At 60.8% G+C, this 23,214-nt stretch carries 22 protein-coding genes; 6 read left to right on the forward strand and 16 right to left on the reverse strand.

Annotated features, from left to right (window positions below; translation table 11 throughout):
* Nucleotides 1-19 precede the first annotated feature (19 nt).
* Nucleotides 20-1,969 (reverse strand): DNA topoisomerase III, encoded by a 1,950-nt coding sequence (locus AC07VO_RS23910; RefSeq protein WP_064618348.1) that lies wholly within the window; start codon nucleotides 1,967-1,969, stop codon nucleotides 20-22.
* A 231-nt stretch (nucleotides 1,970-2,200) separates the two neighbouring features.
* On the opposite strand from AC07VO_RS23910, the gene AC07VO_RS23915 reads away from it, so the two are divergent.
* On the forward strand, nucleotides 2,201-2,563 hold the full coding sequence (locus AC07VO_RS23915; RefSeq protein ID WP_018929751.1) for a DUF427 domain-containing protein: 363 nt from the start codon (nucleotides 2,201-2,203) through the stop codon (nucleotides 2,561-2,563).
* 66 nt (nucleotides 2,564-2,629) lie between these two features.
* Here the strand turns inward: AC07VO_RS23915 and AC07VO_RS23920 are convergent, their stop codons facing one another.
* Entirely contained in the window at nucleotides 2,630-4,252 is a 1,623-nt protein-coding gene (locus AC07VO_RS23920) for an MFS transporter (protein WP_018929750.1), read from the reverse strand.
* An 80-nt stretch (nucleotides 4,253-4,332) separates the two neighbouring features.
* Nucleotides 4,333-5,982 (reverse strand): GMC family oxidoreductase, encoded by a 1,650-nt coding sequence (locus AC07VO_RS23925; protein WP_086946217.1) that lies wholly within the window; start codon nucleotides 5,980-5,982, stop codon nucleotides 4,333-4,335.
* A 134-nt stretch (nucleotides 5,983-6,116) separates the two neighbouring features.
* Here AC07VO_RS23925 and AC07VO_RS23930 point away from each other — a divergent pair, with 134 nt between their 5' ends.
* Nucleotides 6,117-7,013: a LysR family transcriptional regulator gene (locus AC07VO_RS23930; RefSeq protein ID WP_018929748.1), complete on the forward strand. Its 897-nt coding sequence runs from the start codon at nucleotides 6,117-6,119 to the stop codon at nucleotides 7,011-7,013.
* Nucleotides 7,014-7,248: 235 nt separating this feature from the next.
* Here AC07VO_RS23930 and AC07VO_RS23935 read toward each other — a convergent pair whose 3' ends face one another.
* From AC07VO_RS23935 to AC07VO_RS23965, 7 genes are read right to left on the reverse strand one after another with little or no spacing between them, the layout of a single operon-like run.
* On the reverse strand, nucleotides 7,249-8,625 hold the full coding sequence (locus tag AC07VO_RS23935; protein ID WP_086946218.1) for a sensor histidine kinase: 1,377 nt from the start codon (nucleotides 8,623-8,625) through the stop codon (nucleotides 7,249-7,251).
* Entirely contained in the window at nucleotides 8,622-9,284 is a 663-nt protein-coding gene (locus AC07VO_RS23940) for a response regulator (protein ID WP_018929746.1), read from the reverse strand. Before AC07VO_RS23940 ends, AC07VO_RS23935 begins: the two co-directional genes overlap by 4 nt.
* Nucleotides 9,285-9,296: 12 nt before the next feature.
* Nucleotides 9,297-9,941 carry a tetratricopeptide repeat protein gene (locus AC07VO_RS23945; protein ID WP_018929745.1) on the reverse strand — a complete coding sequence of 215 codons (645 nt, stop codon included), beginning with the start codon at nucleotides 9,939-9,941 and terminating at the stop codon, nucleotides 9,297-9,299.
* Nucleotides 9,938-10,747, reverse strand: coding sequence for an SDR family oxidoreductase (locus tag AC07VO_RS23950; RefSeq protein ID WP_018929744.1), 810 nt, complete (start codon nucleotides 10,745-10,747; stop codon nucleotides 9,938-9,940). The genes AC07VO_RS23945 and AC07VO_RS23950 overlap by 4 nt, the downstream gene beginning before the upstream one ends.
* On the reverse strand, nucleotides 10,734-11,408 hold the full coding sequence (locus AC07VO_RS23955; RefSeq protein ID WP_018929743.1) for an iron-containing redox enzyme family protein: 675 nt from the start codon (nucleotides 11,406-11,408) through the stop codon (nucleotides 10,734-10,736). Before AC07VO_RS23955 ends, AC07VO_RS23950 begins: the two co-directional genes overlap by 14 nt.
* A complete protein-coding gene (locus AC07VO_RS23960) occupies nucleotides 11,405-12,886 on the reverse strand; it encodes an AMP-binding protein (RefSeq protein WP_086946219.1) in 1,482 nt (493 codons plus the stop codon). The genes AC07VO_RS23955 and AC07VO_RS23960 overlap by 4 nt, the downstream gene beginning before the upstream one ends.
* Nucleotides 12,876-13,553, reverse strand: a complete 678-nt coding sequence (locus AC07VO_RS23965) for a thermostable hemolysin (RefSeq protein WP_018929741.1) — start codon at nucleotides 13,551-13,553, stop codon at nucleotides 12,876-12,878. The genes AC07VO_RS23960 and AC07VO_RS23965 overlap by 11 nt, the downstream gene beginning before the upstream one ends.
* 186 nt (nucleotides 13,554-13,739) lie before the next feature.
* Here AC07VO_RS23965 and AC07VO_RS23970 point away from each other — a divergent pair, with 186 nt between their 5' ends.
* Entirely contained in the window at nucleotides 13,740-14,312 is a 573-nt protein-coding gene (locus AC07VO_RS23970) for a cytochrome b (protein WP_026286689.1), read from the forward strand.
* Nucleotides 14,313-14,395: 83 nt separating this feature from the next.
* Here AC07VO_RS23970 and AC07VO_RS23975 read toward each other — a convergent pair whose 3' ends face one another.
* Nucleotides 14,396-16,204 carry a monovalent cation:proton antiporter-2 (CPA2) family protein gene (locus AC07VO_RS23975; RefSeq protein ID WP_018929739.1) on the reverse strand — a complete coding sequence of 603 codons (1,809 nt, stop codon included), beginning with the start codon at nucleotides 16,202-16,204 and terminating at the stop codon, nucleotides 14,396-14,398.
* A gap of 193 nt (nucleotides 16,205-16,397) precedes the next feature.
* Here AC07VO_RS23975 and AC07VO_RS23980 point away from each other — a divergent pair, with 193 nt between their 5' ends.
* Nucleotides 16,398-17,312: a LysR family transcriptional regulator gene (locus AC07VO_RS23980; protein ID WP_018929738.1), complete on the forward strand. Its 915-nt coding sequence runs from the start codon at nucleotides 16,398-16,400 to the stop codon at nucleotides 17,310-17,312.
* Here AC07VO_RS23980 and AC07VO_RS23985 read toward each other — a convergent pair.
* The 4 genes from AC07VO_RS23985 to AC07VO_RS24000 all read right to left on the reverse strand — a co-directional run bounded on the left by AC07VO_RS23985 (nucleotide 17,302) and on the right by AC07VO_RS24000 (nucleotide 21,326).
* A complete protein-coding gene (locus AC07VO_RS23985) occupies nucleotides 17,302-18,078 on the reverse strand; it encodes a substrate-binding domain-containing protein (RefSeq protein WP_019579429.1) in 777 nt (258 codons plus the stop codon). The genes AC07VO_RS23980 and AC07VO_RS23985 overlap by 11 nt on opposite strands.
* Nucleotides 18,079-18,110: 32 nt before the next feature.
* Entirely contained in the window at nucleotides 18,111-19,403 is a 1,293-nt protein-coding gene (locus AC07VO_RS23990; RefSeq protein ID WP_018929736.1) for an MFS transporter, read from the reverse strand.
* 171 nt (nucleotides 19,404-19,574) lie between these two features.
* Nucleotides 19,575-20,648 (reverse strand): sensor domain-containing diguanylate cyclase, encoded by a 1,074-nt coding sequence (locus AC07VO_RS23995; RefSeq protein WP_064618339.1) that lies wholly within the window; start codon nucleotides 20,646-20,648, stop codon nucleotides 19,575-19,577.
* 216 nt (nucleotides 20,649-20,864) lie between these two features.
* On the reverse strand, nucleotides 20,865-21,326 hold the full coding sequence (locus AC07VO_RS24000) for a hypothetical protein (protein WP_019579425.1): 462 nt from the start codon (nucleotides 21,324-21,326) through the stop codon (nucleotides 20,865-20,867).
* Between the two features lie 288 nt (nucleotides 21,327-21,614).
* Between AC07VO_RS24000 and AC07VO_RS24005 the strand changes: the two genes are divergently transcribed.
* Complete coding sequence (locus tag AC07VO_RS24005) at nucleotides 21,615-21,953, forward strand: FKBP-type peptidyl-prolyl cis-trans isomerase (protein ID WP_018929733.1); 339 nt, start codon at nucleotides 21,615-21,617, stop codon at nucleotides 21,951-21,953.
* 341 nt (nucleotides 21,954-22,294) lie between these two features.
* On the opposite strand, the gene AC07VO_RS24010 is transcribed toward AC07VO_RS24005, so the two are convergent.
* Nucleotides 22,295-22,630, reverse strand: a complete 336-nt coding sequence (locus tag AC07VO_RS24010; RefSeq protein WP_064618337.1) for a hypothetical protein — start codon at nucleotides 22,628-22,630, stop codon at nucleotides 22,295-22,297.
* 298 nt (nucleotides 22,631-22,928) lie between these two features.
* On the opposite strand from AC07VO_RS24010, the gene AC07VO_RS24015 reads away from it, so the two are divergent.
* The gene (locus AC07VO_RS24015) at nucleotides 22,929-23,204 is read left to right on the forward strand and encodes a metal/formaldehyde-sensitive transcriptional repressor (RefSeq protein ID WP_019648873.1); all 276 of its coding nucleotides are present in this window, start codon (nucleotides 22,929-22,931) and stop codon (nucleotides 23,202-23,204) included.
* Nucleotides 23,205-23,214: the final 10 nt, after the last annotated feature.

Genomic DNA, 23,214 nt, shown 5'->3' on the forward strand with positions numbered 1-23,214 from the left:
CCATTTCGATTCGCTGCCCTCAAACCTTGCCCGCCGGTTTCGCCGCGCGCTTGGTTCCAGTCGAAGGCTTGCGTTTGGCGGGTTTGCGTTTGTTTTTCCACGGTGTGGCGCCACGCCCGGCCGGGCTTGCCGGCCCGCTGATGGTCAGGTTCAGGCCGGCGCAACGTGCCACTTGCTTGCTCATCCACGCGGCCTGTTTGGTGACGAATTCTTCCAGGCTCATTTCACCGCTCTGCACCATGTCCAGCGCCTGTTCCCAGATCGCCGTGGTGCCGGGGTCGGCAATCGCGCGCGGCACCGCATCGATCAGGCTGAAAGCCGCCGGCGTCGCGGCCAGGGCCTTGCCGTTCTTGATCAGATAACCACGATCCAACAGGCCCTGGATGATCGAGGCGCGTGTGGCTTCGGTGCCGATGCCGGTGGTGTCCTTGAGCTTTTGCTTGAGCAGCGGATCTTCCACCAGTTTGGCAACGTTCTTCATTGCCTTGATCAGATCGCCTTCGGTGAATGGCTTGGGCGGCTGGGTCCAGAGGTCCTTGAGCTTCACGTCGGCCACCGCGCAGTCACGCCCTTCGGCCAGTGTCGGCAGTGTTTGCGGTGCCGGTGCTTCGCGGCCCTTGGCGGGCGCGAGGGCTTCGGGCAGGGCGCGTTTCCAGCCGGGCTCGGCAATCTGCTTGCCCACGGCACGCAAGGCTTCACCGGCACAGTCGAAGTCGGCCTGGGTGCGGTCGTATTCATGATTGGGCAGGAACTGCGCCAGGTAACGCGCACGAATCAGGGTGTAGACCGCCCGTTGCTTGCCCACCAGTCGATCGAGATTCTTCGCCGCGGCGGTCGGAATGATGCCGTGGTGCGCGCTGACCTTGGCATCGTTCCAGGCCCGCGATCGGCGTTGCGGCTCCAGATAATCGTGCAAGGCGTTCAGGGCCGGATCGGCTTGCCGGAGCGCCGCCAGAATACCCGGCGCTTCGCTGTGCTGACTCAGGGGCAGGTAGCCGCAGTCGCTGCGCGGGTAGGTGATGACTTTATGGGTTTCATACAGGGCCTGGGCGATATCGAGGGTTTCCTGGGCGCCGAGCCCGAGTTTTTTCGAGCAGACTTCCTGCAAAGTACCCAGGTCGAACGGCAGCGGCGCGACTTCGCGCATGCGCTCGGTACGTAGCTTGATCACCCGAGCGCTCGCCGCATTGCCAATGGCCGCAGCCGCCTGCTGGGCCAGCGCCTGGTTCAGGCAGCGATCCTGATCGTCACAAGCATCGGACGCCGCGCGCCACTGGGCAGTGAACGCAGTGCCATCGTGCAGCAGTTGCACGTCGATGGCCCAGTAGGCCACCGGGACGAAATCGGCAATGCTGCGGTCGCGATCCACCACCAGGCGCAAAGTCGGCGTCTGCACCCGACCGACCGGCAACACGCCCTGATAGCCGGACTGACGCCCCAGCAGGGTGAACAGCCGACTCATGTTCATCCCGATCAACCAGTCGGCCCGGGAGCGCCCCAACGCCGAATGATAGAGGCTGAACGTCTCGGCCCCCGGCTTGAGCGCCGCCAGCGCCTTGCGGATCGATGCATCGTCCAGGGCCGACAACCACAGCCGCTGGATCGGCCCGCGATAACGGCAATGTTCCACCAGTTCCCGGGCGATCATCTCGCCCTCACGGTCGGCGTCGGTGGCAATCACCAGTTCACTGGCCTCGCCGAGCAGGCGTTTGACTGCCTTGTACTGGCTGGCCGTGCGCGGCTTGACGGTCATTTTCCATTTTTCGGGAATGATCGGCAGATCCGCCAGCACCCAGCGCTTGTAACGCGCGTCGTAGGCATCCGGCGGCGCGGTTTCCAGCAGGTGGCCGATGCACCAGGTCACCGTGACGTCCGTTCCCAGCCAGCAGCCGTCGCCCCGACGCCTGGCGCCGAGCACGGCCGCGATATCTTTGGCCTGGGAAGGTTTTTCACAGAGGTACAGCCGCATAACCACCATCATCGATCAGTGTTCGAGAGGTGCACAGAATGGCGGTTGATGAGCGATGGAGCAATCTTTATCTGTATGGATGTACAGCTTGAGCTGTTGCGTTTGATGACAGCGGTCAATCCAGCGACTGAAGCACGCTCCGTTCGGCTGCGAAGTACTCGCGATACCAGAACATGGGGTATACCTGTTGGGGCGCGGAAACCGCACAACAGCAACAGAGGAACCTACTTCATGAAAGTCCCAGGTGCCGGTAGTCCCATCTCCATCGTCCCCCAACCCGGCTGCGTGGTGGTGAAGTTCCATGGCATTCAAGTGGCGTCGTCCACTCGGGCGCTGGTCATGCATGAGACCAATTATCCTCCGGTGTACTACATCCCGCGGGAGGACATCGCCGAACAGTATTTCGCCCGCACCGACCACACCAGCTATTGCCCGTACAAGGGCGATGCCAGCTACTACAGCCTGCAGATCCCCGGGCATGAAGGTGCCAATGCGGTATGGAGTTATGAGCACCCCAAGGTGTCGGTTGCGCAGATTGGCGGGTATGTGGCGTTCTATCCTGACGAAGTGACGTTTGAGGTGCTCAAGACCTGATGTGCAGAAAACATTTTGTGGCGAGGGGGCTTGCACCCTCGCCACAAACTAACCTCCCGTTAGCGCTCAGTTTTTATCGAGATCCACGTTCTTCGTCTCGCGCAAACACATCATCCCCACCACCAGGCTCACCCCGGTAATCACCACCGGGTACCACAACCCGTAAAAGATGTCCCCGGTGTACACCACCAGGGCAAACGACACCGTCGGCAGGAAACCACCAAACCAGCCGTTGCCGATGTGATAGGGCAGGGACATCGAGGTGTAGCGAATGCGGGTCGGGAACAGTTCGACCATCAGCGCCGCCAGCGGGCCGTAGCACATGGCGGAGATGATGATCAGCGCGACGATCAACACCACGATCATCGGTTTATTGATCAGCTGGATGTCGGCTTTTGACGGATACCCGGCCAGGGTCACTGCGCCACGCAGGGCCGCTTCGTCAAAGCCGTCGAGCTTCACGTCACCGACGCTCACCTGCACACCGCTGCCGGTCGGGGCCGCTTCGCTGCTGTAGGGCAGGCCCTGTTTGACCAGGAAGGTTTTGACCTTGTCGCACGGGCTATCAAATTTCGCCTTGCCCACCGGGTCGAACTGGAAGGTGCAGGTGGCCGGGTCGGCCAGCACGGTGATAGGTGCCTGACGGCTGGCCTGGTCGATGGCCGGGTTGGCGTAGTGGGCGATGGACTTGAAGATCGGAAAGTACAGTGCAGTCGCCAGCAGCAGGCCGATCATCAGCACCGGTTTGCGCCCGACTTTATCCGACAGCCAGCCGAAGAAAATGAAGAACGGTGCGCCAATGATCACGCTGACAATCAGCAGACTGTTGGCCAGGGCCGGGTCCATTTTCAGGAACTGCGTGAGGAAGAACAGCACGTAGAACTGCGCGGCATAGAAGGTCACCGCTTGCCCGGCGTTGATGCTGAACAGGGCGATCAGCACCACTTTAAGGTTTTCCCATTTGCCGAAGGAATCGCGCAGCGGCGACTTGCAGAGTTTGCCTTCCTCTTTCATTTTCACGAACGCAGGCGACTCGTGCAGGCTCAGGCGAATCCAGGTGGAAATGCCCAGCAGCACGATCGAAAACAGAAACGGAATACGCCAGCCCCAGACTTCGAACTGGTCGCCGGTGAAGTAACGGCAGCCGAGCACCACCAGCAGCGACAGCAGCAAGCCGAGGGTGGCGGTGGATTGAATCCAGCTGGTGTGGAAGCCGCGCTTGCCGATCGGTGCGTGTTCGGCGACGTAAGTGGCAGCGCCGCCGTACTCACCACCCAGCGCCAGGCCCTGGAGCATGCGCAGCACCACGAGGATGATCGGCGCGGCGATGCCGATGCTCGCGTAAGTCGGCAGCAAACCGACGCAGAAAGTCGCCAGACCCATGAGGACGATGGTCGCGAGGAACGTGTATTTACGCCCGATCATGTCCCCCAACCGTCCGAACACCAACGCACCGAACGGGCGCACGATGAAGCCGGCGGCGAAGGCCATCAGCGCGAAAATGAACGCCGTGGTGTCGTTGACCCCGGCGAAGAACTGTTTGCTGATGACCGCCGCGAGGGCGCCGTAGAGGAAAAAGTCGTACCACTCGAACACCGTCCCCAGGGACGAGGCGAAGATGACTTTCTGGGTTTCCTGACTGGTGCCCGCGCTGCGGACGGCTTCCAGGGGCTGAACATGTTCTGACATATCGGTATCCCTCACAGTGATTGTTTTTGTTGTTCCACTGTCGACGCCAGCCTTGTGGGCGGGTGCCGCTATTCCTTTGCTCAAGAGACTGCGGTCAGTGCTTTTTCGTCAGGGGCAAAACTCCTTGCGGTTGTTTCGAGGATCAGTTGCGCGGCTTTCTCGGCGATCATCAATGTCGGCGAGCAGGTGTTGCCCGAGGTGATGCGCGGCATGATCGAGGCGTCGGCGATGCGCAGGCCGGGGATTCCATGCACGCGCAGCTCAGCGTCGACTACTGCTTCCGCGTCGTTGCCCATCCGGCAGGTGCCCACCGGGTGGAAAATGGTGGTGCCGATCCGGGCGGCGGCTTCGTGCAATTGCTCTTCGCTCTGCAAGCTGTCGCCGGGCAGGTATTCCACCGGTTTGAACGCTTGCAGGGCGGGGGCGCGAACGATGCGGCGGGTCAGGCGGATCGCGTCGGCCGCCACTCGCAAGTCTTCGGGATGGCTCAAGTAGTTGGGCTGAATCAGCGGCGCTTCCCGCGGGTCGGCGGAGCGAATGTCTATGCGCCCACGGCTTTGCGGGCGCAGATCGCAGACCGACGCGGTGAAGGCGGGGAAGGCGTGCAGCGGTTCGCCAAAGCGCTCCAGCGACAGGGGTTGCACGTGGTATTCGAGGTTCGCCGAGGTCTGCTCCGGCCCCGAACGGGCGAAGGCGCCGAGTTGGCTTGGGGCCATGGACAATGGGCCGCTGCGGTCATACAGATAACGCAGGCCCATGCCCATCTTGCCCCACAGCGTGCCGGCGATCTGGTTCAGGGTGCGGGCGTTTTCCAGTTTGTAGATCAGCCGCAGTTGCAGGTGATCCTGCAGGTTGCCGCCCACGCCGGGCAGTTCATGGGCAACGCCGATGCCGAGTTGTTGCAGCAGCGGGCGAGGGCCGATGCCGGAACGCTGGAGGATGCCGGGTGAACCGACGGAGCCGGCACACAGGATGATTTCCTTACGCGCCTTGAAGGTTTTCGCCTTATCTTGCCAACGGGCGCTGATCGCCGAGGCACGGCCGTTTTCCAGCAGCACGCGGTCGACTTCAACATCAGTCAGCACCGTGAGGTTGGTGCGGTGACGGACCGGTTTGAGAAACGCCTTGGCCGCGTTCCAGCGCACCCCGGCTTTCTGGTTGACCTGGAAATAGCCGCAGCCTTCGTTGTCGCCCTGGTTGAAGTCATCGATGCTGGCAATGCCGCTTTGTTCGGCAGCAGTGCGGAAGGCATCGAGAATCGGCCACGACAGGCGTTGCCGCTCGATCCGCCATTCGCCGGCGGCGCCGTGAAACTCCGAATCGCCGGCAAAATGGTTTTCGCTCTGTTTGAACAGCGGCAGCACGTCTTGCCAGCCCCAGCCGGGATTGCCCTCGGCCGCCCAGCCATCGTAGTCGCCAGCCTGGCCGCGCATGTAGATCATGCCGTTGATCGAGGAACAGCCGCCGAGCACCTTGCCGCGCGGGTAGCTCAGGGCACGGCCTTGCAGGCCCGGTTGCGACTCGGTCTTGAAACACCAGTCGGTGCGCGGGTTGCCGATGCAGAACAGGTAACCCACGGGGATGTGAATCCACGGATAGTTGTCGCGGCCGCCGGCTTCGAGCAGCAACACGCGGTGTTGCGGGTTGGCTGACAGTCGATTGGCCAGCAAACACCCGGCCGGCCCGGCGCCGACCACGATGTAATCGTATTCATCAAGGGAAGTCTGCATCCCTGACCTCGTATTGTTGTTCTTGTTGTCGGTCATCCTAGTTGTTAGCTTTCGTTAAAAGAATGTTAGTTTTTGCGCAGCTGCTGTGCGTTTTTAAACAGCCGTTAGTAACGGCATAACGTCAAGGATGGTTCATGTTCGACTGGAATGACCTGCGGTTTTTTCTTGAATTGCAGCGCAGCGGCCGCTTGCTGACCGCCGCCCGCCGCTTGAACACCACCCACGCCACCGTGGCCCGGCACATCGAGGCCATCGAAAAAAGCCTCGGCACCGCGCTGTTCGTCCAGCATGCCCAAGGCTACGAATTGACCCCGGCTGGCGAAGCGCTGCTCAAGCACGCCGAGGCCATGGAAAACGTCGCGCTACTGGCCCAGGAAGAAATCACCCAATCCACCGCGCCGCTGGGCAAGATCCGCGTCGGGGTGACGGAGGGGCTGGGCATCATGTTCCTCGCCAGCCGCATGAACGGGTTGTTCGAACGCTATCCGGGGTTGGAAGTGGAACTGGTGGCGGTGCCGCGCTTCGTCAGCATCCTCAACCGTGAAGCGGAGATCAGCATTCACCTCGAACGCCCGGCCGCCGACATGCTGGTCACCCGCAAACTCACCGACTATCGACTGGCGCTCTACGCCAGCCAGGCCTATCTGGACCGCTCGCCACCGCTGCGCAGCCGCGAAGACCTCGGCCGCCACGCGTGGATCGGCTACGTCGATGATTTGCTGTTCAGCCAGGAACTGATGTTCCTCAACAGCTTCTGCCGTAACCCTCAGGTGGTGTTTCACAGCACCAGCGTCATCGCCCAACAACAGGCCGCACGCTCGGGCCTGGGGATCGCCGTGCTGCCGTGCTACATGGCCAGCGCCGATCCTGAACTGGTGCCGTTGCTGCCGGACGAAAGCATCCAGCGCAGCTATTGGATCAGTACGCGGCGCGAGCTGCACAAGTCGGTGCGGCTGCGGGTGTTGTGGGATTACGTGGTGGAGTTGTGTGAGCGTGAGCAGGCTCTGCTGCGAGGCTCCATTCCTTTGTAGGAGCGAGCGGTGCGGCGATCCGACTTGCCTGCGAAGGCGTCAGGTCTGGCACACCGCGTTATCGTTCTTCGCGGGCTAGCCTCGCTCGGGTAATGGAATCTTGAGTCAGTGAGAAACCTGTGGCGAGGGAGCTTGCTCCCGCTTGAGTGCGTAGCACTCACAAAAATCGGCGATTGTTCAGATTTTGGGGCCGCTACGTAGCCCAGCGGGAGCAAGCTCCCTCGCCACAGAGTGTTCAATGGTGCTGGTCAACAGGAATCGACAGCGTCGCCCGCAACCCGCCTTCGGGCGGATTGACCAGGGTAATCCGCCCACCCAGCCGCGTCGCGATGGTGTTGACGATGGCCAGTCCCAAGCCTGCGCCGCCGGTGTTTCCACGGCTGTAAAAGCGTTCGAACAATCGTGCGCGATCCGCTTCGTCGATGCCCGGTCCCTGGTCCTGGACGCTCAAATTGTAGAACCCGTCGTCCTGGCTCAATTGCACGGTGATGACGCCATGCTCCGGCGAAAAATTCGCCGCGTTGGTGACCAGGTTGTTCAGGGCGATGTCGATGGTGCCGGCGTCGGCGAGGACTTTGAAAGGCCGATCCTCGGCGTCGAAAGCCAGTTCCAGGTTCCTGCTCAGTAACCAGGGTGTGAGCTGGGCCAGGCTGGCGCGCACGGTTTCACTCAGGTCGATGCTGTGCAGCACCGGCGTCACAGCCTTGGGTTCGAGACGGGCCATGGTCAGCAATTGATTGACCAGACGGCTGGCGCGGTCGACCCCGGCAATCAGAAACGCCAGGGACTCACGACGCTCCTGTTCCGTGCCGGCTTCCAGCAGGTTTTGCGCATGCACCCGCAACACGGCCAGTGGCGTACGTAATTCGTGGGCGGCGTCGGCGATGAAGCGCCGCTCACGGCCAAGCACCTCTTGAATTTGCGCGAGCATCCGATTGAGCGCCGCTTGCATCGGTTCCAGTTCGCTGGGCAACGGGGTCAGTTGCAACGGCTCCAGAGAACCGCTGTGCCGTGCCCGCAACGTTGCCGCCATATCGGCCAGGGGTTTGAGCCCCCAGCCAATGGCCAGCCAGACCATGGCCGCCAGCATCAGGCTGCCCAGCACATTGGGCCACAGGGTGTGACGCACGATCCGGTCGACCAGGTCTGCACGCACGTCGTCCCGTTCACCGACCCAGATGCGCAGGTCATTCTCTTTGTCTTCGAGCACGAACACCCGCCAATGACGGCTGCTCAAATCCACCACATCGCTGAAACCATGTGTCGTCGGCGGCACGGTGAAGGAGGGGGCGCTGGCGGTGTGCACCAGCACTTCGCCTTTGCTATTCCACACCTGAAAGGCAATTTTGCCTTCATAGGGGTGACCATCGACGCCCGGCACCGCTTCACTCAAGGCCTTGTTGAACGCTTGATACAGTTCGGCGTGTTCATGGCTGGCCAGCGGCATGCGCATCACACCCTGCAGCAGCCGGGCATTCTGCGCCAGTTGGGCGTCGTAGACTTCGGCGATTTCGTGATTGCTGTCGTGCAGGTTGAACACGCTGAGGATTGCCAACCCCGTCAGCATCAGGCCGATGATCAGCGTCAGGGTGCGACGCCGGATCGAAGTCATCGACGCTCCTCCACCAGATAACCCACCCCACGAATGGTGCGGATCAGGTCGGTGGAGAACTTCTTGCGCAAGTGATGGATGTGCACTTCCAGGGTGTTGCTTTCGGCTTCTTCGTTCCAGCCGTAAAGCAGTTGCATCAGGTGATCGCGGGTCATGACCCGGCCCGGAGGCGAGAGCAATTCATGGAGCAGTTGATATTCCTTGGGCGTCAGCGCCACCGGTTCGCCCTGATAGCTGACTTGCTGGGTGCCGGGGTTCAGGCAGATGCCAGCGTGTTCGATCAGCACTTGCGCGCGACCGGCACTGCGGCGCAACAAAGCTCGCAGGCGAGCCTTGAGTTCGGCCAGATCGAAGGGTTTAACCAGGTAATCGTCGGCGCCGGCATCCAGCCCGGCGATGCGGTCTTCAGTGGCATCCCGGGAGGTGAGGATCAGCACCGGCAGGTTCGAGCCGCTGTCACGCAAGCGGCGTAGCACTTCCAGACCGTCCATGCGCGGCAGGCCGAGGTCGAGCACGGCCACATCGAAGGTTTCGCTGAGCAGTGAATGCAAGGCGTTGCTGCCGTCCTGCAGCCAGTCGACGGTGTAACCCTCACGGCCCAGGGCCTGATGAATGCCCTCGCCAAGGGCTACGTCATCCTCGATCAGTAATAAGCGCACACGGGACTCCTGTCAGTCGAGTTTCTTGTTCACGTCACCCAGTAATGCTTCGATCTCTTTGCGACGCCCGGCGTCGGCGCTTTCCCGGCCAGGACGGGGCGCGGCGTGCAGGGCTTTTTGCAGGGCATCCCGAGCTTCACCATAGCGCTTTTGACGGTAAAGGTGATCACCCCAGAAGTACAGGCTGTCGATGCCGGTCGGGTTCAGGTCCAAGGCCTGCTTCAACAGTTTTTCGGCCTTGTCGGCGTCGCCGAAACCGATAGGCCAGCCGGGCACCCGATCATACAGCGCCGCGAGGCTGGTGTAGGCCGAGCCTTGCAGGGCCTTGGGATCGATGGCCAGGGCTTTTTCCAGATCGACTTTGGCGGCCTTGGCCTTGCTCAGGGCACCGAGGCCACCCTGGGCGCCGGCCCAACTGCTGGTGACGATGCCGGACCAGATCCACGCTTCGGCCAGGGACTGGCGTTCCCGGGTGAACGCCGAGGCCTGGGCTGCGAGTTTTTCGAAGGCGGCGCTGCGCTGTTCGGCAGGCAATTCGTACTGGATGTGCGCCCAGCTCTGTTGGATGGCATTGAGGCGCTGCTGATCGGCGGCGTCCAGCGCCCAGACGCTTTGGCTCAGTACCCCGAACAGCAAGCAGGCGAGAATTTTCTTCATGGTTTGAGGCTCTCCTTATCGGGCTTCTGACTCAGGCGACGGATCAGCGGCAATTGCTTGCGCAAGCCACGGTCCACCAGATGCGGCAACAGACTGTTCAGGCGCACGAAAAAGCGTTCCGGCCAGCCCAGGTACAAGTCGCGACGGTCACCGGCAATGGCGTGGATGACCGCCGAGGCAACGGTTTGCGGGTCGTCGACATTGGCTTTGAGCGCATCGTTCAGCGCTTGGGCCGCCGCGCTGTTCATGCTGGTATGGGTTGCCCGGGGGGCGACGTAGAGCACGTTGATCCGGGTATCGGCCAGTTCCCGGCGCAGGGCTTCGGAGAAACCGCGCAGGGCAAACTTGGTGGCGCAATAGCTGGCGTAACCGGGGTAGCCGATGGAGCCGTAGGTCGAACCGACGTTCACCACCATGGCACTCTCGGCCTGCCTGAGCAGCGGCAGCAACAGCCTGGTCAGGCTGATCGGCGCGCCGACGTTCACCGCGAGCATGGCGTTGATCTCGCTGTCATCGAGCTGTTCGAGCATGGCGAAGTGATTGACGCCCGCGGCATTGATCAGCAGGTTGATGCCGCCGATGGCCTCGGCCGCCGCCAGCACTTTGCGCCGGTCGTCGGGCAGGGTCAGGTCCGCCCCGACCCAGCGCAACTGCTCCGGGTAGCGCTCGAGCAAGGGCTCCAGCGACTCTCGATGCCGGGCCACGGCCAATACGTGTGCACCACTGGCACACAGGGTGCCGGCGATGGCCAGGCCGATGCCGCCACTGGCGCCGGTCAATACCACGCGTGCCTCAGACGGGCGCATGCAGATTCTCCCCATCGCGCGGCAGGCCACGGAACATGTCGGTGTAGAGCGTGTACACGACCTTTGAGGCATGAATCACCGCAGCCTGGTCGGCCGGGTCTTCGAGCAGGTTCATCAAGCGGCGGTAGGTCTGCATGTGTTCGATATCCAGTGAGCCGTGGGAGCTCAGGTAGCTGAAGGCGGTCTCCGGCAGCGCCAAGCGTTCGCGGATGCTGCCGGCCGCGTGGGTGGCCAGGGCGATGCTGGTGCCTTCCAGCACGTTGACCATGCCGAACAGGCCCACCGGGTTGTCCCGGGCAATCAGGTCGTAAAGAAAGCTGACCATCAACTCGATCGGCAGCGATGGACGACCATCACGCACGGCGTCTTTGTCGCCGCCACAGGCTGCGATGTCGTCGAGCACCCACTGTTCGTGGCCGTATTCGTCCTCGATGTACTCGCACACCGCTTTGCGCAGCCATTCCAGACGCTGCGGCAGACGTGCGCCGCACGCCATCATCAACGGCACGGTATGGCGCACATGGTAGTAGGCCTGGGTGAGGAAGGCGCGGTAGCTGTCCAGGCTCACGTTGCCCTCAAGGGCATCGCGGATGATCGGCAGATTGAACAGCTCGTGGCGTTCTTGATAGGTGGCTTCTTGCAGCGTGTCGAAAAAACTCATGGTGCAGATACCTCGGGGAAAACGGATTCAGTGAGCAGCGCCCGGTAACGCTCGACAATGGCGTCGCGGCGCGGTCGGCCATTGGCGGTCAGCAGGCCGTTGGCGGGGGTGAACGGTTGATCGAGACGGGTCCAGTGATGAACCTGAGCGTAATCAGGCAAGGCCTCATTGGCCTGGGCCACGGCGGTGGCCAGTTCTTCATCGGTGCAGTCCGGCCGATGGGGCCAGAGCAGGGCGTGGTTGCTCGGCGTCGCTTCGCCGTAGACGAACGCCTGGGCGATGTGGCGACGCTGGGTGAGTTCGGCCTCGACCCATTCCGGGTTGACGTTGCGGCCGAAACTGGTGATGAACTGATGCTTCTTGCGCCCGTTGAGGTAGAGAAAACCTTCCGGGTCGAACTCGCCGAGATCGCCGGTCGGCCACCATTCATCGTGGTAGGGCGCTTGCCCCAGATAGCCGAGCAGGGTCGAGCCCTTGACCAGCACTTCGCCGTCGTCGGCCAGGCGAATTTCTACATGGGGCAGGGGCCGGCCGACGCTGCCGGGGCGGTGTGCTCCGGGGCGATTGAGGCACACCACCGACGCACATTCTGACAATCCGTAACCTTCATACACTGGCATGCCGATGCGTTGGGCACGATGCAGCAGTTCTTCGGAAACCCGCGCACCGCCCACGGCGGCAAAACGCAACGATTGGGGGTTGAACGCTTTTTGCTCGGCGGCGCTGACCAGCATCAGCAGCAACTGTGGCACCAGGATCAAGCTCTCGGGCGCGCGGGAGGCCAGACACCCCAACAAGCGCGGCACATCGACACCGCTGGCCCCCTGAATGCCCAGGGTTTTCTGGCTCGGCACGCTCAGGGTCGCGCCGGCATACAGCGCGGCATAACAACCGAGGTTTTCCAGCAGGATCGCCAGGGGCAGCAGTGCCAAGTGATGTCGCGGATGGGTGGGCTTGCTCGCCTGATCCAGTTCACGGGCCACTCGCAAAAGGCTTTCGGCGCTCAGGCATACACCTTTGGGTGTGCCGGTGGTGCCGGAAGTGAAGGTGAGTTTGGCGGTGCCTTCGGGGATGAGGTTCGGGCCGCTGAAGGAACGACGCCAGAATTCGCCTGTGTGTTCGTAGCCGGCCCCTTGCAGTTCGGCGCCCAGTTCCGGCTCGGCAATCACCCGTTCGGCCTGGCTCTGTTGCAGGCAATGAATGCGTTGTGCCGGGCTGAAGAAGGGCGGCAACGTCAGGCAGGTCAGGCCTTCGAACAGGATGGCCAGGTCCCAGAGCATCGCCTCGGTACCGTTGTCCAGGGCCAGCGCGACCACTTTGACGTGCTCATCACGAAGACGCTGTTGGCGATCCGTGACCTCGGCGTACAGCGTGGCGTAGTCGAGTTTCAACTGATCGCCCCACAGGGCGACGGCGTTGCCTTTGTGTTCGGCGTGATGGCGCAGGGTTTGTTTGAAACGCTCCATTTCAGGCGACATGGCTGGACTCCTCAAGGGAGGTTGGCAGCCCCAGGCGATTGAACAGGCCGATGTTGCGCAAATGAATGAAGCCGGCGCGGATGTTGCCGACATGCACCCATGGCTGGCTCTCGTAATAACTGCCCCAGTGGTGACGGTCGTCGCCCAACCGCTCGGGATCGGCGGCGCAGAGCGTCACCGGCTTCAAACCCAGGCGATGAAAACTGTTTACCAGCCCGATGTTGCCGGTGAACGCCACCCATTCCAGCCCGCCCATGGCCAACAGATAGGTGATGGCGACGATGCTCAGCCGCGCGCTACCGGTATCGCTGGCTGCGAGGTTACCGACCTCGACAATCCCGGCCCGGTCCACCGGTTGGCCGGCAGCGGCGCTGATCAGCGGATCGATCGCCTCGTCCAGGTAACGCTCCAGAAACAAGGGTTCGGCACTGGCCAGTCGTAAGCCGGCCACCGCACACAGCGTGTCGGACTCATCGCTCAGGCCGAACAGTTGTGGCATGAAATGGCGGATATCGGCGCCATGGGCCTTGCGAAAACGCTGCTGGATAAAAGCTTCGAAGACGGGTCGCTGGGCATCGTCTGGCAAGGCCCTGACCAGACTCATCTGCGAGGTTTCGGCTTGACCGAAGTGCAGGGGCAGAGGGATGTTCCAGTCAAAATCGTGCATGGGCAAGAACGCCTCCCCGAGTCAGTTTGGGGGGAGTATCAAAGGCGATTCTTAACGAAGTCTGAAGGTTATCTTCAGATTGTCTTAAGACTGGACAGGCAGGGTGGCGCCGGTCGGTTCGACGAAACCGGATCCAGGCTGCACGAAATGAGTCGGCAGCCGCCACCGATCTTCAAGAGGCTCTGTATGACCCGAGATTCAGCAGTACACCGGTATGGAAAACTCTCGATCACCTTGCACTGGCTGATGTTGGCGCTGTTCGTCGGCGTTTATGGCTGCATCGAGATCAAAGGGCTACTGCCCCGTGGAAGTGATTCGAGGGGCCTTTTTCTGGGGCTTCACGGCTTATTCGGATTGAGCATTTTTGCGTTGGTCTGGGTCCGCCTGCTCGGGCGCCTCACCCCCCGGCCACCGATTACCCCGGCTCTGTCAACCTGGCAGACCGGCGTCTCGCACCTCATGCACCTGGCGCTGTATGTGCTGATGATCGCAACACCGCTATTGGCCTGGTTGATGCTGGCCGCCGGCGGCAAGCCAATGCCGTATTTCGATTTCTTCCTGCCGGCGCCCGTGGCGGTTGATCCCGTGCTGGCCAAGCAATTCAAACATTGGCATGAGTGGCTCGGCAGTGCCGGCTACTGGCTGATCGGTTTGCACGCGGCGGCGGGGTTGGTCCATCACTACTGGGTTCGCGACAACACGCTCACGCGCATGCTGCCCAAGGGCTTTGGTGCGGGTGTCAACGAGCGTCAGCGATAAGTTTCCCTGGGCGTTCGGGGTGCCTCGAACACTGCGTTATCGTTCATCGCGAGCCTGCTCGCGATGAAGCCATCACCGTTACCTCAAACCTTGCCCGCTTGCTCTTCCAGCTGATCCGACTCAAACAACTTCGCCAGTTCCGCCCGCGCTTCCTGCGCCGTCTGCATCACCTTGGCCGCATCGTCATACACCGCGTGCTGAGCCTCCAGCACCTGTTCGTCGTGATGGGTAAAGCGCTTGATCCGCGCATCCGCCTGGGCTTGGGTCAGCCCAAGGCCAACCAGGGTGCGCCGGGTCATTTCCAGGCTGGAGTAATAAGTTTCCCGCACCGCCTGCGCCCCGACATCCACCAACCGGTGCACATGCTGACGGTTACGGGCACGGGCGATGATCTTGATGTGCGGATACAGCTTGTGCACCACCTCGGCCGTCTTGATGTTGGTGTCCGGATCATCGGTGGCGATCACAAAGAACTCCGCTTGCTCGACCTTGGCCGCGCTGAGGATTTCCGGGCGCATCGGGTCGCCGTAGAACACCGGCACGCCGCCGAAGCTGCGGGACAGTTCGATGGTTTCCACCGAGGTGTCGAGGGCGATGAACTTGATGTTCTGCGCCCGCAGAATCCGCGCCACGATCTGACCCATACGGCCCATGCCCGCGATGACCACGCGGGGCGTGTCGGCGTCGATTTCGCGGAACTTCTGCGGCACCTCCACCGGTTGCACCTTGGGTTTGACCAGGCGTGCGCAGGCGAGCAGCAACAGCGGCGTCAGCGCCATCGACAGGGTGATGGTCAACACCAGCAAGTCGTACAGGCGCGGCTCGAACAAGCCCTGGTCCCGACCGATCTTGAACACCACGAAGGCAAACTCACCACCGGCCGCCAGCACGATCCCCAGACGAATCGCATTAACCTTGCCCAACCCTCCGGCCAGTCGACCGACCACAAACAGCAGCGGCAGCTTGATGGCGATCAGCAGCAGGGTCAGCCCCAGCACCACGACCGGCGCACTGAGCAGCAGACTCAAGTTGGCACCCATGCCGACGCTGATGAAAAACAGCCCCAGCAGCAGGCCCTTGAACGGTTCGATCTGCGCTTCCAGTTCGTGACGGTATTCGGAGTCCGCCAGCAGCAAACCGGCGAGGAACGCGCCGAGTGCCATGGACACGCCCACCAGATCCATCAGCCACGCCGTGCCGATCACTACCAGCAATGCGGTGGCGGTGGACACCTCCGGCAGACCAGTCTTGGCCACCACGCGAAACACCGGGCGCAACAGATAACGCCCGCCGATCACCACCACCGCGATGCTGCCCAGCACCCGCAAGCCATGGTTCAAATCTTCGGCCGCGCTGCTGGTGTGATCACCGCCGGCCAGCAACGGCACCATCGCGATCAAAGGGATCGCGGCGATGTCCTGGAACAGCAAAATCGCGAACGCCAACCGCCCATGGGGGCTGGTCAGCTCCTTGCGCTCGGCCAGGCTTTGCAAGCCAAACGCGGTGGACGACAACGCCAGGCCGAGGCCCAACACGATGGCACTGTTCAGGGACTGGCCGAACACGAACAACGCCAGCACACCAATCACCGAACCGGTCAGCAGCACCTGTGCCAGGCCCACGCCGAACACCGATTTGCGCATCACCCACAAACGTCGCGGCGACAGCTCGAGGCCGATGATGAACAGCAACAACACCACCCCGAGTTCGGAGATGTGGCTGACGCTTTGTGGATTACCGATCAAACCCAGCACCGACGGCCCGATGATCACCCCGGCAAACAGATAGCCGAGCACCGCCCCCAATTGCAGGCGCTTGGCCAAGGGAACGGCGAGCACCGCCGCGAACAAAAAGACGACAGCGGCTTGTAACAGGTTGCCTTCATGGGGCATGTGAAACTCCAAAAACTCGATACGGCGGGGGCGATAAGGATAAAGGCTGGAGCCGGATGCGTCAGCCATGAACGAAAATGTTTGGGCCTCGCGATGGCAATTTTGCAGGCACCCAAGATGTCGTTACATTTAGCATCAATTAGTGACATTCATAGGATAAGCTGATCAAACTGTTCGTTCCCGAGTGCGCACCATGACCATCAACTTCGACCTTAACGATCTGCAAGCCTTTCGCGCCGTGGTGGAGCAGGGCAGCTTTCGCAAGGCTGCGGACACCGTGCGTATCTCCCAACCGGCCCTCAGCCGGCGGATCGAAAAGCTCGAAGATGCTCTGGGCGTGAAATTGTTCGAACGCACCACTCGCCGGGTCAGCCTGACTCAGGCCGGGCGTGGTTTCATGCCCAGCGTCGAACGCCTGCTGGATGACCTGGACGTGGCGCTACTGGGTATCAGCGAAGTCGCCTCGACCCGGCTCGGGCATGTCACCGTCGCCTGTGTGCCGTCGGCGGCGTACTACTTCATGCCGCGTGTGATCGCCCACTACCATCGGCAATTTCCGCGGATCAAGGTCAAGGTGCTCGACTCCAGTGCTCACGAGGTATTGAGTGCCGTGGTCAACGGTGAAGCGGACTTTGGCCTGAGCTTCATGGGCACCCTGGAAGCCGAAGTCGAATTCGAGCCGCTGGTGCAGGAAGGTTATGTGGTGGCGTGCAGACGAGATCACCCCCTTGCAGGACGCAGCAGCGTGACATGGGATGAGTTTTATCAGCAGGATTACATCTCGCTGGACAAGACTTCGGGCAATCGCTTTTTGCTGGATCAAGCGCTGGCTGGCGTGGTGCCGCAGCGGCCGAGCATCTGCGAAACCCGTCATGTGACGACCATGATCGGTCTGGTGGAGGCCGGGTTGGGCGTGGCTGCCGTGCCGTTGATGGCGATGCCGGCGGCGGACCACCCGATTCTGACGCGGGTACCGTTGACCGATCCGCAGGTGATGCGCAATGTCGGGTTGATCAAGCGCCGGGGTCGTACGTTAACCCCGGCGGCATTGGCGTTGGAGCGCCTGGTGGTGGAAATGAAAGTCCAGCAACCTTCGGTCAGTGGCTGACTGAGTCCAGCCCCGTCGCTTTTACGTCCGGCTGGGCTGCGCTGGAGGCCAGGTACGCAAGCAGCGCCTTGGCCTCGGCCGGGTGTTGCGCATTGACCGGAATACCGGCGGCGAAACGGGTGACCGATTGCACCGATTCCGGAATTTTCGCCACAAAACTTACCCCAGGCACCGGTAGCAATTCGCTGACCTGCTGGAAGCCCAGTTGATAATCGCCGGTGGCAACCACCGAGCCCACCGGGATTTTCGGGATCATCTTCGATTTGGGTTTGAGCTGGTTTTCGATGCCCAGACGCTTGAACAGTTGATCCTCGATATACACGCCGCTGGCACTGTCGGAGTAGGCGACTGACTTGGCGTCGAGCAAGGTTTTTTTCAGGCCTTCCACCGAGCTGATGTCCGGCTTCGGCGCACCTTCACGCACCACCATGCCGATCCGCGAATCCGCCAGTTCGACCCGTGAAGCGGGATCGACTTTGCCTTGCTTGATCAGGTCGTCGAGGGCATAGCCGACCATGATGACCACGTCGGCTTTCTCACCGCGGGCCAGACGATTGGGAATCGCTTCCGGGGCTTTTCCCATGGATGGACCGAGGGCGGTGTCCAGGGTGTTGCCGCTAGACTCGGCGAATTTCGGACCGAGGATTTTGTAGGCTGCCGTGAAACCACCGGACGTCATTACACGGATTTCTTCAGCCTGGGCGATCGAACTCAGACCGAGACTGGCCACCAGGGCCAGGGCGGTAAAGTTGAAAAACCTTTTCATCAAATAGCTCTCGCAGTTAGAGGTTGGGTGGTTCACGACACGGCCGGTTGCAGGCGGCCAGAGGCACGGCGATAGAGAAACAGCGTCGCGCACAGGGCACAGAACGCGGCGAAACTCATCCAGTAACCGGGTGCGGCCTTATCGCCGGTGTACTGGATCAGGAAGGTCGATATGGCCGGTGTGAAACCGCCGAACACCGCCGTCGCCAGGCTATAAGCCAAGGAGAAACCTGCGACCCGAACCTCGACCGGCATGATTTCCGTCAGCGCGGCGATCATTGCGCCGTTGTACAAGCCATAAATGAACGACAACCACAGCAGCACCAACAGCATGTTGATGAAACTCGGTGCTTGCACCAGATAGGTCAGCGCTGGGTAGGCCGTGGCCAACGTCAGCAACGCCATGGCGATCAGTACCGGGCGACGACCGATGCGATCTGAAAGCGCGCCGCCAATCGGCAACCAGAAAAAATTCGAAACGCCCACCAGCAAGGTCACCAACAGCGCATCGGAGGTATTCAGGTGCAGCACGGTTTTGCCGAAGGTCGGCGCGTACACGGTGATCAGATAGAACGCGGTAGTGGTCAGGGCGACCATCATCATCCCGGCGAACACGATGACCCAGTTCTGTCCCAGGGTGCGGAACACGTCGCCCATGCTTGGCCGGTGTTTACGGGCGGTGAACTCTTCGGTTTCTTCCAGGTTACGGCGCAGGAAGAAGATGAAAGGCACGATCATGCAGCCGACGAAAAACGGAATCCGCCATCCCCAATCGGCAATCATCGTCGGCGCCATCCATTGGTTCAGACCATAGCCCAAAGCCGCCGCGACGATGATCGCCACTTGCTGGCTCGCGGATTGCCAACTGGTGAAGAAACCTTTGTTGCCGGGAGTGGCGATCTCCGCGAGGTACACCGATACACCGCCCAGTTCCGCACCGGCCGAGAAGCCTTGCAGCAATCGGCCGATCAGCACGATGGCCGGGGCGAACAGCCCGATGGTTTCGTATCCGGGCACCAGCACAATCAGAATCGTACCGCTGGCCATGATCGACAGGGTGACGATCAGCCCTTTGCGGCGCCCCACATCATCGATGTAAGCGCCCAGTATCACGGCGCCCAACGGACGCATCAGGAAGCCCGCGCCGAACACCGCGAACGTCATCATCAGGGACGCAAACTCGCTGCTGGCAGGGAAAAATACGGCAGCGATCTGCGTGGCATAGAAGCCGAAAAGGAAGAAATCGAATTGCTCGAGGAAGTTGCCCGAGGTCACTCGGAAAATCGCACTGGTCCGGGAGCGACCGGAATGGATTGATGCTGTCATTGACGTGTACTCCACCGCTTTTATGACGTGCACTGCCTGGACGCGGTGCACGGTTCTTATTGGGGTGGATAGTGGAGCAGGGACATCGATATGTTAATTGCATAGTTGGTATGTATTGATGCATGAAGCGGATCAATGCTGCCGACCCAGAGACGCGGCGTTTACCCAAGGCTATTCGCTGTGTACGCGTATCGGGCTGATGTTCCCCAACCGATACTGATTATTCCCGCTGCGCTTGGCCTCATACATCGCCAGGTCGGCAATGTGAATCAACCGGTCCATGCTCGGCGCATGGTCCGGGAACACCGCAACCCCAAGGCTGCTGCCGATGTGGCGCTGGTCGTTGCCGATGGTCACCGGCGGTGCGAGTTCGATGAAGATTTTCTGGCAGATGCTGCGGGCTTCGTCTTGCAGGCTGTTGCCTTGGGGAAGGCCTTGGAGGATGACCACGAACTCGTCGCCACCGATCCGGGCGACGGTGTCGGTTGAACGCAGGATTTTCTTCAGGCGTGTTGCGGTGGTGACCAGCACGCGGTCGCCGGCCGCATGGCCATAGTGGTCGTTGATCGCCTTGAACCCATTGAGGTCGACAAATACCAGTGCCACCCGCGTGGCGCTGAGGCGGGCGTGTTCCAGGGCAGCGGACAGGCGCTCTTCGAGTACCAGGCGATTGGGCAGGCCGGTCAGTGGGTCGTAATGGGCCAGGTGCTGCAGATAACTGGCGGAGGCTTTTTCTTCGGTGATGTCGCGGACCACGCCCATCATCTTGATCGTTGCGTCATGCTCATTCTTGACCACATTGCCGGTCTCCCGCAGCCAGCGGATGCTGCCGTCCGGCCAGACCACGCGGTATTCCTCGTCGTGGTTTTCGCCGGTTTCCAGGCAACGCAATTCACCGGCGCGGACCTTGACCCGGTCGTCCGGGTGCACACAGGAACAGAACAGGGCGTAGGAGGGCGTCACCTCGCCGATCTTGAACCCGAACATCCCATAGATTGCATCCGACCAATAGAGCTTGTCGGTATCAACCTCCCAGTCCCAGGTGCCGATGCGGGCGAAGTATTGGCTGCGTTTGAAGCGCTCGGCGTCGCCTTCCTGGTGGATACTTTGTCCCTCGGTGAGGCTATCGATCAGCGCACGGCACTCGGCCAACTGCTTTTGCAGCGAACGATCGCGCCAAATCAGCGCGACGATCAGGGCAAGGGTCAGCGAGCCGATGGTGACGTCGGTCCAGAGCTGACTCATTGAGGAATTGCGCTCATGGCGTATCGAACCGTGGGGGAGGTGGCGGGTATATTAAGGCTCTGTACGAAAAACTGCCTGCGTGTCGATCATGATGCGTTAAAAACAGGCTCGGAATGCTCATTTACAACCCGTAAACTCCGCTTCTTCGCCTGTTTTTGCCTTGCCTGATCGACACTCGGCGACTTTTCGTACAGACCCTGGCAAGCAGGAGGTGGGTCAGTTCACCACTGACGGTTGCGTCGCGACCGAGACGGTGAAGGTCACGACAACCAGCACGACGAGTACCCAGAACATCACCATGACTGTCAGCATGACGACCTTCAGGCTTTGATAAAGCCAGCGCAACCAATGGCCTTCGGGTTTTGCTTCTGAGCGGGTTCTGAGTACGCCTTTCAAATAGAAGCCGAGGAGGGCCAGCAGTGCGCCGTCAATCAACAGCGCAGGCAGGCCGGCTTCGGGGAAAATGCTTCCCCACCGATAGAATGACGACCGGCTCAGGAACACCACATAACAAATGAGGCTGCCGTAGGGGATGGCTCTCCACCATTTACCGGCCAGCGCTCCGACCATCAGGCACATAATCACCATGAACGGGTTGAGGAGAATATTGATCATCCACTCCAGTACGTTGGGGAAGTAGCCCGGGGAATGGATGCTGCGCCAGATGTGTTCAAACATTGTTCAGGCTCCTGCCTTCTATGGAGTAAGTGGTGCTTCGGTGCTTCGGTGCTTCGGTGCTTCCGTGCCGCTGCACGGTATCGGCGTATTGTCGGGTTACATAAGTCCTGTTGTGTAAATTAGGGTCTGTACGAAAAGTCGCCGAGTGGCGATCAGGCAGTTTTCGTATAGTGCCCAGTTCACGACCACTGCCGGATGCAGAGCGAAATGGTTGCCAATAGCCCGCATTTCTGGGAAAACGGCGCCCATCAAGCCCGCTCGGGCAAGCGCACAGATAGAGTGAATGTAATGAATGATGAGTTGCAGGTAATCGACCTTGAAGTGGGCGACGGCAAAGCCGCCGTCAAAGGCGCGCTGATCACTACCCAATATCGCGGGTGGTTGGAAGACGGCACCGAATTCGATTCTTCCTACAGCCGGGGCAAACCGTTTCAGTGCGTGATTGGCACCGGGCGGGTAATCAAGGGCTGGGACCAGGGAATCATGGGCATGCAGGTCGGCGGTAAGCGCAAGCTGCTGGTGCCGGCGCACCTGGCCTACGGCGAGCGCTCGATGGGGGCGATTACGCCGAATTCGAATCTGATTTTCGAGATTGAATTGCTGGAAGTGCTGACGCGGGATGATTGATGGGCGAGTGAATTGAAATGATTAACCCCGCTGTCTCTGAGAGGAGAGAGCGGGGTTTTTGCTATCTGTGGCGAGGGGCTTGCTGTGGCGAGGGGGCTTGCCCCCGTTGGGTTGCGCAGCGACCCCAAATCCAATCCATCGCGGTTTCTCAGGACTGACCGCATACGTTGATTTTACGACTGCTGCGCAGCCGAACGGGGCGATGCGGCGTTCCGACAAGCCCCCTCGCCACGGATGCTCATTTCAACAACTATTTTTGCTGAAGGCTTGATCGGCTATTACTGCGGATCGATGTTATCCAGCGCCCGGTTCACGGCCAGTTCCCTTTGCGGATGGGCAAGTCAGGTGAATGCCTCAATATCATCAAGGGTGTTCGCCACAATCCCTTCCAGGGAGGGAAATTTCTTCTTCATCTTCTCAAGGGCCGGGCGTACAGCACCCAAGTCCAGACCACCCTGTCTGCGGGCTATGTGCCCGAGCGCGGTTATGGCAGATGCTGCAACTGATTCGGACTCACTCTCGAGGTACTTCAGACAGGTGTTTTGAGCCCAGGACTTGTCTTGTTCATTCAGGCCAATAGAAATCAATGCGACAACAACGCTGGTTTCTACGTTGCTAGCTAGAAGTCTCGTCGTTTCCTCGTGGCTCATTGTTGGATCTTGGTAGAGAAGGCTCACTTTTTAACTCCCTGAATATTGCCTTTGTGATCGGTTTTTCCTTTCCAGCCATGAGCGTCCTGGTTTCATCTTTTGAAAGCGATGCGGACGCTATATCAAAGGGCATTTGATAGATGTAGGACTGGTCTGAAACTCTGGCCGCTATTACAAATGCTAATGGCAACAACAGTTTTTGCTGGAGGCCTGATCCGCTATTACCGCGATACAAGCCGATGAGCCATGATGCGGTCAACCCGACTTGCCAGCCCCGGCAATATCGGTAACTATGCCCGCCTAAATAGGGGTAGGGGGTATAGGTATGTCGCACATCCACGAACACAAAGACGATTTGCTCAATCGCGTCCGGCGCATTGCCGGTCAGGTCCAGGCGGTGGAGCGGGCGTTGGAGTCCGATGCCGAGTGCGCCAAAACCCTGCACTTGGTTGCGGCAATTCGCGGTGCGGTCAATGGTCTGATGGACCAGTTCATCGACGCCCACGCCCGTGAACATGTGGCCCGTCCCGGCCTCAGCGACGAAGCACGCGCCGAAGGCGTGGAAGACTTGTTGCAAGCCATCCGCCGTTACTCGAAATAGAGGCCTGCCC

The organism is Pseudomonas sp. GW821-FHT03E01 (genome assembly GCF_059420765.1).